A 9413-nucleotide genomic window follows, 5' to 3' on the forward strand; every position below is an offset into this window, starting at 1 on the left:
CACGCTGGCATGGTTACTGGCACTGTGCCTTAAGTTGGTACAGTAGCTCGAGTGCTTGTTTGGGTGTCAGGTCATCGGGTGTGATCTGACGTAAGGCTTTTAATGCTTTGTGCTCGGGTTGGGCGAACATATCATTCTGCACAGGTGGCGGCGGTGTGTTCAACTGGGCCCCGACACTGACATCCTGCTCCAGCTGTATCAGCTTTTGTCTTGCTTGTTGCACCACTTCAATCGGTACCCCCGCTAACTGAGCCACCTGAAGACCATAGCTCTGACTTGCGGGCCCTTCTTTCACTTCGTGTAAAAATACAATCAGATCATTGTGCTCAACTGCGGTCAGGTGCACGTTGAATACACTGGTTAGCTGCTCTGGTAGGGCGGTAAGTTCAAAATAATGGGTGGCAAACAGGGTGAATGCTTCAGTGTGGCGCGCCAGGTGTTCAGCGCAGGCCCAGGCTAGAGACAGGCCGTCAAAGGTACTGGTGCCACGGCCAACCTCATCCATCAGTACCAGGCTACGGCTGGTAGCATTATGCATGATATTGGCGGTTTCGGTCATTTCTACCATAAAGGTAGAGCGCCCACCGGCCAGGTCATCAGATGAGCCCATCCGGGTGAAAATACGATCAACAATCCCAATATCGGCTGCAGATGCTGGTACATAGCTGCCAATATGCGCCAGCAGAGTAATCAGTGCTGCCTGGCGCATATAGGTAGATTTACCGCCCATATTCGGGCCGGTGATAACCAGCATGCGGCGCTCAGTATCCAGTGCCAGGTCGTTGGCGACAAAAGGCTCGTCGAGAACGGCTTCGACCACCGGGTGGCGTCCCCGCTGGATGTTAAGTACCGGCTCATCTGTCAGGTGGGGCGGCACGTAATCCAGTGACACAGCGCGTTCAGCCAGGTTTTGTAATACATCCAGTTCGGCTATAGCACTGGAGGATTCCTGTAGCGGCACCAGTTGTGCGGCGACGGTTTCCAGCAGCTCATCGTACAGGGCTTTTTCTCGCGCCAAGGCCCGGCTCTTGGCTGAGAGTGCTTTGTCTTCAAACGCTTTCAATTCAGGGGTGATGTAACGTTCGGCATTTTTTAGGGTCTGGCGCCGGATGTAGTCACCGGGGACCGTTGCGTCCTGTGCTTTGCCGATCTCAATGTAATAGCCATGTACCCGGTTATAACCCACTTTGAGGGTGGCAATTCCGGTGCGATCACGCTCTTTTGCTTCCAGCTGGAGTAAATACTCGCCAGCGTTTTCACTGATATTACGTAGCTCATCAAGTTCGGTATCAAACCCTTCTGCAATGACCCCGCCGTCACGGATAATCACGGGTGGATTATCGATGATTGCTTTGTTTAACAGTTGCGCGAGCTGAGGAAACTCAGCGATCTGGCCAGCTAATTGGTTAACACGTGTTGCCGTGGTGGCGGCGAGATGGGTTTGCAGCTCAGGCAGAATAGTAAGTGCACTACGCAGTCGTTCCAAGTCTCGTGGGCGAGCCGAACGTAGCGCCACTCGGCTCAGGATACGTTCGCTATCACCGACGTTTCTGAGGCATGTTTCGATAGTTTCATATCGGTATTCCTCCTGTAGCCAGTGAAGAGCGGCTTGGCGCTGCTGTAATTGCTTCAGGTTGCGTAATGGCCGGTGTAACCAGCGGCGTAATAGGCGACTGCCCATTGGTGTTGCGCACTGATCGATGACCTTGGCCAGTGTGTTGTCGCTACCACCGGATAAATTCTGGTCGATCTCCAGATTGCGTCGGGTGGCGGCATCCAGTAGCACGCTCTCTTGCTGTTGCTCGACCTGTAGTCGTCTTATATGCGGCAGTGCGCTGCGCTGGGTGTCCCGGGCGTATTGTAATAAACAGCCGGCAGCGCGAATGGCCAGTTGCAGATGTTCGCATCCAAACGCCTGCAGGCTTTGTACTTCAAACTGCTGACACAGCAGACGGTTGGCACTGTCAATCTCAAAATGCCAGGGAGCCTGGGGGCGCAGGCCTGCCTGTCTATCAACCAGGGTGGCGAGATTCGAATCTTCGTCAAACAGTAATTCGGCAGGACGCAGTCGTTCCAGCTCGGCATTAAGGGCACTATCACCCTCTATTTCCTGAATAGAAAAACGTCCCGCACTGATATCCATACATGCCAGACCGAATCGATCCTGATGCTGACATAGCGCGACCAGCAGGTTGTCACGGCGTTCATCAAGAAACGCTTCATCACTCAGTGTGCCAGGGGTGATGATACGGGCTACTGCGCGCTCAACCGGACCTTTACTGGTGGCTGGATCTCCTATCTGCTCACAGATGACGACAGATTCGCCGGTCTTTACTAATCGACCAATATAACTTTCTGCAGCATGGTATGGAATGCCGGCCATCGGAATGGGTTGTCCAGCAGACTTGCCGCGGGCAGTCAGCGATATATCCAGCAGGCGGGAAGCCTTTTTCGCATCGTCGAAGAACAATTCGTAAAAATCACCCATGCGATAAAACAGTAGCTGATCCGGATGTTCCGCTTTGATCCGCAAGTACTGTTGCATCATGGGGGTATGTGTAGGGGCGTTTTTGTTCATCTAGGTATTGGCAAACTGATGAATTGAATCTGTTATTAGGTAAGAGTATGTTGCGCATTGTACGTGAATTGCGTGTTGCTGCCAGTAGGGTGGGCTTATGAATGTATTAGCGGAAAAAGCTGGTTGGGCTTTGCAACAAGCGGGTGCTTATTTGGCAACGGCTGAATCTTGTACCGGCGGCGGCGTGGCAGCCGCCATTACTTCGGTTGCGGGTAGCTCGGCTTGGTTTGATTGTGGTTTTGTGACCTATTCTAACCTGGCCAAGACACGTATGTTGGGGGTTGCCACAGAGACGTTGTCCGAGCATGGCGCGGTTTCTGAAGCAGTGGTGACTGAGATGGCAGAAGGTGCGTTGGCGCGAAGTGAAGCGACTATTGCTGTGGCCATTAGCGGCATTGCTGGGCCGGATGGTGGCAGTCAGGACAAACCCGTGGGTACGGTCTGGTTTGCCTGGGCTGTGCTTGATCGGCCTACAGTCACCAGTTTGTGTTTCTTTAGTGGTGAGCGAAATGCGGTTCAGCAGCAAGCGGTAGAGCAGGCACTGGAAGGGGTTATTGCTTATCTTCCGAGTTAAAAGACCAGATAGATTAATGGTTTACATTATTCCCGCAAGACAGACTTGCAATTCCTCAATCTTGTGAAATAATACTGTCCATACATACAGTATTTTCGGCGTACGATAAATCTTACAGACAGGGTTGAAAATGGACGCGAATCGTAAAAAAGCACTCGATGCAGCACTGAGTCAGATTGAACGACAGTTTGGTAAAGGCGCTGTGATGCGCATGGGGGATCAGCCGCGTGAAGCGATTCCTTCGGTATCAACGGGTTCACTGGGTCTGGATATCGCGCTGGGTATTGGCGGTTTGCCATTTGGCCGCGTGGTAGAGATTTACGGTCCTGAATCTTCTGGTAAAACCACACTGACATTGCAGGTAATTGCAGAGGCGCAGAAACTCGGCAAAACCTGTGCGTTTGTTGATGCTGAACACGCACTGGACCCAATTTATGCTGAGAAATTGGGTGTGGATGTTGAGAACCTGCTGGTGTCTCAACCCGATACAGGTGAGCAGGCATTAGAGATCACCGACATGCTGGTACGCTCCAATGCGGTGGATGTGATTATCGTTGACTCGGTAGCAGCACTGGTACCGCGAGCTGAAATTGAAGGCGAGATGGGTGATTCGCATGTTGGCCTACAGGCGCGCTTGATGTCCCAGGCACTGCGTAAGCTGACCGGTAATGTGAAAAGCTCAAATTGCTTGCTGGTATTTATTAATCAGATTCGTATGAAAATTGGGGTTATGTTTGGTAATCCTGAAACCACTACCGGTGGTAATGCGTTGAAGTTTTACGCTTCTGTTCGTCTGGATATCCGTCGCACCGGCGCGGTTAAGCAGGGTGATGAAGTTGTGGGTAATGAAACCCGTGTCAAAGTCGTGAAAAACAAAGTGTCGCCACCATTCCGGCAGGCTGAATTCCAGATTATGTATGGTCAGGGTATCTACCATATGGGCGAAGTGATTGATCTGGGTGTTAAAGAGGGTCTGGTAGACAAATCGGGCGCTTGGTATGCCTACAACGGCGATAAGATCGGCCAGGGTAAAGCTAATGCAGCGAAATATCTGGAAGATAATCCGCAGGTGGCTACGGAGATTGAATCTGAAATTCGCAGTCGGCTACTGAATGTTAGCCTGCCAGAAAAAGCGAAAGATGAGGAAAAATCATCTAGCGCGCAGCTTGACCTATCGTAATAAATACCGCATTTAAAAGGCCCTTTAGGGCCTTTTTTTGTATTAGCAGGAGCGTAAATTTGGATCGCACAGAACTAAGAAACTCGATCCTGAGATTATTGGCTCGGCGTGAATATAGTCGCTATGAACTGATGCAGCGTTACAGTAAGGATACCGCTGAGGATGTCGTGGAATCAGTGTTAGATGAGTTAACAGAAAGCCGTTATCTGAGTGATGCCAGGTTTGCAGAAAGCTTTATGCGACAAAGGCTTATGCAATATCATGGCTGGCAGCGTATCAGCTATGATTTAAAGTCAAAAGGCATTGGTGCAGAGTTGCGGCAAGGCGTTTATGACACCCTGGATGTTGATTGGAAAGCCTTGGCGTGCGACGCCTGGGCGAAGCGGTTTAAACAGCCTCCGGAGCGACAGGACCGTAAAGGGTATGCACGCCAAATGCGTTACCTAATGCAAAAAGGCTTTAGTCATGAGGAGGCGAATTATGCCATTCGCCATGCCTGTGAAGCCGAAGTCTAAAGCTAAGGTAATGGTATGTTGCGTGGCAAAAAAGTTCGTACCAAAATCGATCACGATATATACTGTTGCGCCTTTTTAAAGAGATCCGCTTGCTCGGGCCTGAGTAGGCGGGGATTCCCAGAATACAGATATGGATAGCATACGGTTCATCCCATGAAATACATGACAAGTGCTGAAATTCGCCAGGCTTTTCTCGATTATTTTAAAGCCCAGGGCCATGAGATTGTGGCCAGCAGTTCACTGATTCCGGCGAACGATCCCACCCTGATGTTTACCAATGCAGGTATGGTGCAGTTCAAGGATGTTTTCTTGGGTGGTGATAAACGTAACTACAGTCGGGCGACTTCATCGCAGCGTTGCGTGCGTGCCGGCGGCAAGCACAATGACCTGGAAAATGTTGGTTATACCGCGCGCCACCATACCTTTTTCGAAATGCTCGGTAACTTTAGCTTTGGTGACTATTTCAAACAGGATGCTATCCGTTTTGCATGGATCTTTCTGACCGAGGTGATGGGGCTGCCGAAAGAGCGTCTCTGGGTTACGGTGCATCATTCTGACACCGAAGCCGAGCGTATCTGGAAAGATGAGATAGGGGTTGATCCTGAACGCTTCTCTAAACTGGATGAAGATAACTTCTGGGCGATGGGTGATACTGGCCCATGCGGTCCTTGTACCGAAATTTTCTTTGATCACGGTGCAGATGTCTGGGGTGGCCCTCCGGGCAGCCCGGAAGAAGATGGCGATCGCTATATCGAAATCTGGAATGTGGTGTTCATGCAGTACAACCGCAGCGCCGATGGTGAAATGACTCCGCTGCCTAAGCCTTCTGTTGATACGGGTATGGGGTTGGAACGTATTGCTGCTGTTATGCAGAACGTGCATTCAAATTACGAGATTGACCTGTTTCAGAACCTGCTAAAAGCGACAGCAGCAGCAGTCGGCTGTGCCGATCTCGACAACAAATCCCTTAGGGTGATTGCAGACCACATCCGCTCCTGTTCATTTTTGATTGCTGATGGTGTGCTGCCATCCAATGAAGGTGCCGGTTATGTTTTACGTCGGATCATTCGTCGCGCAGTTCGTCATGGCAACAAGCTGGGAGCAACAGGCCCTTTCTTTAATCAGCTGGTAGCCGCGCTGGTACAGGAAATGGGCGCAGCCTATCCTGAGCTGGCTGAAAAGCAGGCTCAGGTTGAGCGTGTATTGCTGAAGGAAGAAGAGCAGTTTGCCAAGACGCTGGATCACGGTATGCGATTGCTGCAGGACGTGATCGGCTCGCTTGACGGGCAGGAGATTCCGGGTGATACCGTGTTTAAACTGTACGACACCTATGGTTTCCCCGTAGACCTCACGGCTGATGTGGCGCGCGAGCAAGAGCTGACGGTAGATATGGTCGGTTTTGAGCGTGAGATGGAAGTGCAGCGTCAACGTGCCCGTGCGGCGGGTAAGTTTGATATCGACTATAACGAGGCGATTCGTGTCGATGGTGAGACTGACTTCACCGGCTACACTGAACTCGAAGGCAGTGCTGAGGTGGTCGCTTTATTTGTCGAAGGTCAGCCAGTTGAACAGATGAACGCTGGTCAGCGGGGTGTTGTGGTTCTGAATCAGACTCCGTTTTATGCCGAATCCGGTGGCCAAGTGGGTGATAGCGGTGTGCTGGCATTTTCTGGCGGTGAATATACTGTCTTCGACTGTACTAAAGAGGGGCGTAATCACCTGCATCACGGGGTGCTTGAATCGGGTGCGCTGAATGTGTCTGATCGGGTGATGCCAAAAGTAGACGCTGAGCGTCGCCAGGCGATTAAACTTAACCACTCTGCGACTCACCTGCTGCATGCCGCTCTGAAGACGGTTCTAGGCGACCACGTTCAGCAGAAAGGGTCATTAAATGATGCTGACCGGTTGCGCTTTGATTTTTCACACTTCGAAGCGATGACAGCTGAGCAGGTCGCTGAAGTAGAGCGCCTGGTGAATGACCAGATTCGTCTTAATTCTGCGGTTGAAACTGAAGTGATGCCGTTGGAACAGGCAAAAACCAAAGGTGCAGCAGCACTGTTCGGTGAAAAATATGATGCTGATGTGCGGGTACTGACCATGGGCAAAGGCTTCTCTATGGAGCTCTGCGGTGGTACCCATGCTGAGCGAACCGGTGATATTGGCCTGTGTAAAATTATTTCGGAAGGTGGTGTTGCTGCAGGCGTACGGCGTATTGAGGCCGTGACTGGGCTGACCGCCCTAGCTTGGATTGGTCAGCTGGATGAAACCTTACAGAGTATCGGCAACCTAGTGAAAGGCTCACGCGAGACGGTACTGGATAAAGTGCAGGGTCTAGCTGAACGCAACCGTTCGCTGGAAAAGCAGTTGGAACAGTTGAAGGCTAAGCTGGCATCTGCTGCAGGTTCGGACCTGCTCTCACAGGCAGTTGAGATTAATGGCGTAAAAGTACTGGCGGCCAGACTTGAGGGCGTAGAGCCGAAAGCGTTGCGAGACACAATCGATCAGCTGAAAAATAAACTCGGTAGTGGTGTAGTGGTGTTGGCTACCGTGAGTGATGACAAAGTGGCGCTGGCCGCCGGTGTGACTCAGGACCTTACCTCGCGTGCTAAAGCAGGCGATCTGATCCGAGAACTCACTGCCAGCTTGGGTGGTAAGGGCGGTGGCCGTCCTGATTTTGCTCAGGGCGGTGGTACCGATGTGGCCGGATTGTCAGCAGTGCTTGAGTCGGTCCCTGAGCGACTGCAGTCTGTACTCTAAGTTTGGAGATACTGAATGGCGCTTTTCGTCCATAAGTACGGTGGTACCTCAGTGGGTACCGTTGAACGTATTGAGGCAGTTGCAGATAAGCTGCAGACATTCCGTCAAGCCGGACATGATTTAGTTGTTGTGGTTTCTGCTATGAGTGGTGAGACCAATCGGCTTATCGGTTTGGCTAAATCGATTCAGGATCAGCCCGCACCCCGGGAGATGGATGTGCTGGTGTCGACCGGTGAGCAAGTCACGATGGCGCTGTTATGTATGGCGCTGGAAAGACGTGGTATTGCGGCTCGATCCTATACGGGTGGTCAGGTACGTATCCTGACGGATAGTGCGCATACCAAGGCGCGTATCCAGGATATCGATGTCGTCAATATTCAATCCGACCTGCAGGCTGGCCGTATCGTTGTCGTGGCTGGTTTTCAGGGTGTTGATGAGCAAGGTAATATCACCACCCTGGGCCGAGGGGGGTCTGACACCACAGGTGTGGCGCTGGCGGCGGCCCTAAAAGCAGATGAATGCCAGATCTATACTGATGTCGATGGCGTATACACTACAGATCCTCGAGTGGTGGAAACCGCGCGTCGGCTTGATCGCATTACCTTTGAAGAGATGCTGGAAATGGCCAGCCTTGGTTCTAAGGTGCTGCAGATTCGTTCGGTCGAATTTGCTGGCAAGTACAAGGTGCCCCTGCGTGTGCTGTCGAGTTTTGTCGATGGCCCGGGCACGCTGATCAGCGTTGAGGAAGATGATACTGTGGAAAAACCTGTAATTTCAGGCATTGCCTTTAACCGCGATGAAGCCAAGTTAACCATTCGTGGCGTGCCTGATGTACCTGGAGTGGCATCGCGGATTCTGGGCCCGGTAAGCAAGGCTAATATCGAAATTGATGTGATTGTACAGAATGTGGCAGCAGACCAGACCACGGATTTTACTTTCACTGTGCATCGTAATGACTTTGATGCCACGCGTCAGATTCTGGAGCAAACTGCGCAAGAACTGGGTGCTCGAGAGGTCGCTGGTGATAATAAAATCGCTAAGATTTCGATTGTTGGCGTGGGTATGCGATCACATGCAGGTGTTGCCAGTAAAATGTTTGATGCGTTGGCAGCAGAGAATATCAATATCCTGATGATTTCCACCTCAGAGATAAAGGTTTCTGTGATTATTGCTGAAAAATACTTAGAGTTAGCCGTTAGGGCATTGCATACTGCGTTTAATCTCGATGCAAATGAAACCGTTAGCGAATAGCTTTATGTTGTAATGCTTGTCTATAGTTAGACAGGTGTATATCGAATCAGGGCATGATACGGCAAGGATTTGGATGCGTGCCGACATGCAATCGGGTGAAAAGCCGATACCTGGAGATTTAAAGGAGATCCCCCATGCTCATTTTGACCCGTCGTGTTGGCGAAACCCTCATGGTTGGTGACGATGTCACTGTCACTGTTCTTGGTGTTAAAGGTAATCAGGTCCGTATTGGTGTGAATGCGCCCAAGGACGTCTCTGTGCACCGCGAAGAAATTTATCAGCGGATTCAGCGCGAAAAAAATGAAGAAGGTAATGAAAGCTAATTTTCCAATTCTTTCCTTTCTTTTTTAAAATCAATTTTGTATAGTACGCGCCGTTGCTGGTGAGCTGGCCGAGTGGCTGAAGGCGCGCCCCTGCTAAGGGCGTATAGGTTTACCCCTATCGAGGGTTCGAATCCCTCGCTCACCGCCATTTTGAAGTTGCGCCCGTAGCTCAGCTGGATAGAGTACCTGGCTACGAACCAGGCGGTCGCACGTTCGAATCGTGCCGGGCGCGCCA

The 9413-nt window shown here is 51.2% G+C and carries 7 protein-coding genes and 2 tRNA genes; 8 read left to right on the forward strand and 1 reads right to left on the reverse strand.

Going from position 1 to position 9413, the window contains the following annotated elements:
• Nucleotides 1–13 precede the first annotated feature (13 nt).
• A complete protein-coding gene (gene mutS / locus ACFVYJ_RS05475; protein WP_419414035.1) occupies nucleotides 14–2548 on the reverse strand; it encodes a DNA mismatch repair protein MutS in 2535 nt (844 codons plus the stop codon).
• Nucleotides 2549–2675: 127 nt separating this feature from the next.
• Here mutS and ACFVYJ_RS05480 point away from each other — a divergent pair, with 127 nt between their 5' ends.
• The 8 genes from ACFVYJ_RS05480 (at nucleotide 2676) to ACFVYJ_RS05515 (ending at nucleotide 9413) form a co-directional block, all read left to right on the forward strand.
• A complete protein-coding gene (locus tag ACFVYJ_RS05480; protein WP_419414036.1) occupies nucleotides 2676–3152 on the forward strand; it encodes a CinA family protein in 477 nt (158 codons plus the stop codon).
• Nucleotides 3153–3282: 130 nt separating this feature from the next.
• Nucleotides 3283–4332, forward strand: a complete 1050-nt coding sequence (gene recA, locus ACFVYJ_RS05485) for a recombinase RecA (protein WP_419414037.1) — start codon at nucleotides 3283–3285, stop codon at nucleotides 4330–4332.
• A gap of 59 nt (nucleotides 4333–4391) precedes the next feature.
• Nucleotides 4392–4847, forward strand: a complete 456-nt coding sequence (locus ACFVYJ_RS05490; protein ID WP_419414038.1) for a regulatory protein RecX — start codon at nucleotides 4392–4394, stop codon at nucleotides 4845–4847.
• 153 nt (nucleotides 4848–5000) lie between these two features.
• Complete coding sequence (gene alaS, locus ACFVYJ_RS05495) at nucleotides 5001–7604, forward strand: alanine--tRNA ligase (RefSeq protein ID WP_419414039.1); 2604 nt, start codon at nucleotides 5001–5003, stop codon at nucleotides 7602–7604.
• A 15-nt stretch (nucleotides 7605–7619) separates the two neighbouring features.
• Nucleotides 7620–8855 carry an aspartate kinase gene (locus ACFVYJ_RS05500; RefSeq protein WP_419414040.1) on the forward strand — a complete coding sequence of 412 codons (1236 nt, stop codon included), beginning with the start codon at nucleotides 7620–7622 and terminating at the stop codon, nucleotides 8853–8855.
• A gap of 134 nt (nucleotides 8856–8989) precedes the next feature.
• On the forward strand, nucleotides 8990–9178 hold the full coding sequence (gene csrA / locus ACFVYJ_RS05505; RefSeq protein WP_419414041.1) for a carbon storage regulator CsrA: 189 nt from the start codon (nucleotides 8990–8992) through the stop codon (nucleotides 9176–9178).
• 58 nt (nucleotides 9179–9236) lie between these two features.
• Nucleotides 9237–9326: transfer RNA gene (locus tag ACFVYJ_RS05510), tRNA-Ser, on the forward strand.
• 10 nt (nucleotides 9327–9336) lie between these two features.
• A tRNA-Arg gene (locus tag ACFVYJ_RS05515) sits at nucleotides 9337–9413 on the forward strand.

The organism is Pontibacter sp. JAM-7, from assembly GCF_048548695.2.
In the GTDB taxonomy this organism is placed as follows: Bacteria; Pseudomonadota; Gammaproteobacteria; order Pseudomonadales; family Balneatricaceae; genus Neptuniibacter.

What these genes read in the sequence shown, in the direction of transcription:
- csrA (WP_419414041.1), top strand. Translation starts at nt 8,990, where the DNA reads ATGCTCATTTTGACCCGTCGTGTTGGCGAAACCCTCATGGTTGGTGAC.
- ACFVYJ_RS05500 (WP_419414040.1), top strand. Translation starts at nt 7,620, where the DNA reads ATGGCGCTTTTCGTCCATAAGTACGGTGGTACCTCAGTGGGTACCGTT.
- ACFVYJ_RS05480 (WP_419414036.1), top strand. Translation starts at nt 2,676, where the DNA reads ATGAATGTATTAGCGGAAAAAGCTGGTTGGGCTTTGCAACAAGCGGGT.
- recA (WP_419414037.1), top strand. Translation starts at nt 3,283, where the DNA reads ATGGACGCGAATCGTAAAAAAGCACTCGATGCAGCACTGAGTCAGATT.
- mutS (WP_419414035.1), bottom strand. Translation starts at nt 2,548, where the DNA reads ATGATGCAACAGTACTTGCGGATCAAAGCGGAACATCCGGATCAGCTA.
- alaS (WP_419414039.1), top strand. Translation starts at nt 5,001, where the DNA reads ATGAAATACATGACAAGTGCTGAAATTCGCCAGGCTTTTCTCGATTAT.